General features: G+C 61.9%; 1 protein-coding gene. It reads left to right on the plus strand.

Features of this window, described 5'->3' with window-relative positions:
- Positions 1-189: 189 nt before the first annotated feature.
- A complete protein-coding gene (locus tag F0Q45_RS29775) occupies positions 190-321 on the plus strand; it encodes a hypothetical protein (protein WP_262491196.1) in 132 nt (43 codons plus the stop codon).
- Positions 322-1,242: the final 921 nt, after the last annotated feature.

The raw sequence follows: 1,242 nt of genomic DNA on the forward strand, positions 1-1,242 counted from the left end.
ATCATTGCGGTGGTCGATGAGCTTGCACGCTGACTTATCCCCCGTGTACTGGGGCAGGACCCCGTGTTTCCCCCCCAAGTTCAGGGGGGAGGGCGACACGCTCTACCTCGAATCTTGATCGATACCCGATCGATTTATCCACGCGCGCGGAGGGTTGATAGCGCCACAATCCCACAGCCGGCGATGAGTATGAACCGCCCCAGTACGTCCGGAGACTCCGGACTCAACCCGGAGCGGTTCAGCAATCCCAGTCTGCTGGGTGGAACGACGGCCGTGTGCGTGAGACTCAACGAGCGGTTGTTCGTCCTCACCGAAAAGTGACGCTCATACTCTAGTAGTCGGAGGGGGGCAGAATGGTTTTGAGCTATCCCCCGTGGTGCGGGGATGGGACCGCAAGGGTTTCTCGATACTCAAGCGCAGATGCGAGCTATCCCCCGTGTGCGGGGATGGGACTTCAATCGACATCAAACAGCCCTACCATTCCCGAGCTATCCCCGTGTGCGGGGGCATGGTTCGAGCTGTCAACAGCCAGTTTGATGTCCCCGCTGGTGGCCAATTGAAAGGTCCAACCGCCCCCGGTGAGTCCGGAGACTCTCTGAGCTGAGGGCGCTCAGCCGGTGGCTGGTCTCTGGCCGTTGAGGATAATAGGCAGCTTCGAGATCAACTGGTGGGAACGCTTCTCCATAGTTGGAAACCGAGGTGTCCCCTGTACGGGGGGGAGGGAAACTCGGTCTTGGCACGGTTGGTGGGAAACGCTTTCGAGCTATCCCCCGGGTGCGGGGATGGGACCCAAGAAAGACGAGCCGACCGAAGCGGGCTACCGAGCTATCCCCGGGTGCGGGGATGGGACTCATGGATGCGTTTCGCCTCAATCCACATGTCCGAGCTATCCCCGGATGCGGGGATGGGACACAACCGCCACAAGGTTTCCGTCAGTTGCTACCGAGCTATCCCCAGGTGCGGGGTGCACAGAACCGCGACCCTCTCATTGCCAAGCTATCCCCAGGTGCGGGGGATGGGACGCCGCGGCCCTCATGGAGTCGCACGAAGCCGACGAGCTATCCCCGGGTGCGGGGATGGGACGAGCTGTGGGTGGACCTGGTGCATGACTACGTAGAGCTATCCCCGGATGCGGGGATGGCCGAGTAAACGTCGGGCGTGCCTCCGAGCTATCCCCGGATGCGGGGATGGGACGGTTGGCGGCCCGGCGTCAGGCTTCATGTCCTACGAGCTATCCCCGGA

Source organism: Mycobacterium simiae (genome assembly GCF_008370645.1).
GTDB lineage: Bacteria > Actinomycetota > Actinomycetes > Mycobacteriales > Mycobacteriaceae > Mycobacterium > Mycobacterium simiae_A.

Excerpts from the sequence above, each read along its gene's own strand:
- F0Q45_RS29775 (WP_262491196.1), top strand. The coding sequence starts at position 190 with ATGAACCGCCCCAGTACGTCCGGAGACTCCGGACTCAACCCGGAGCGG.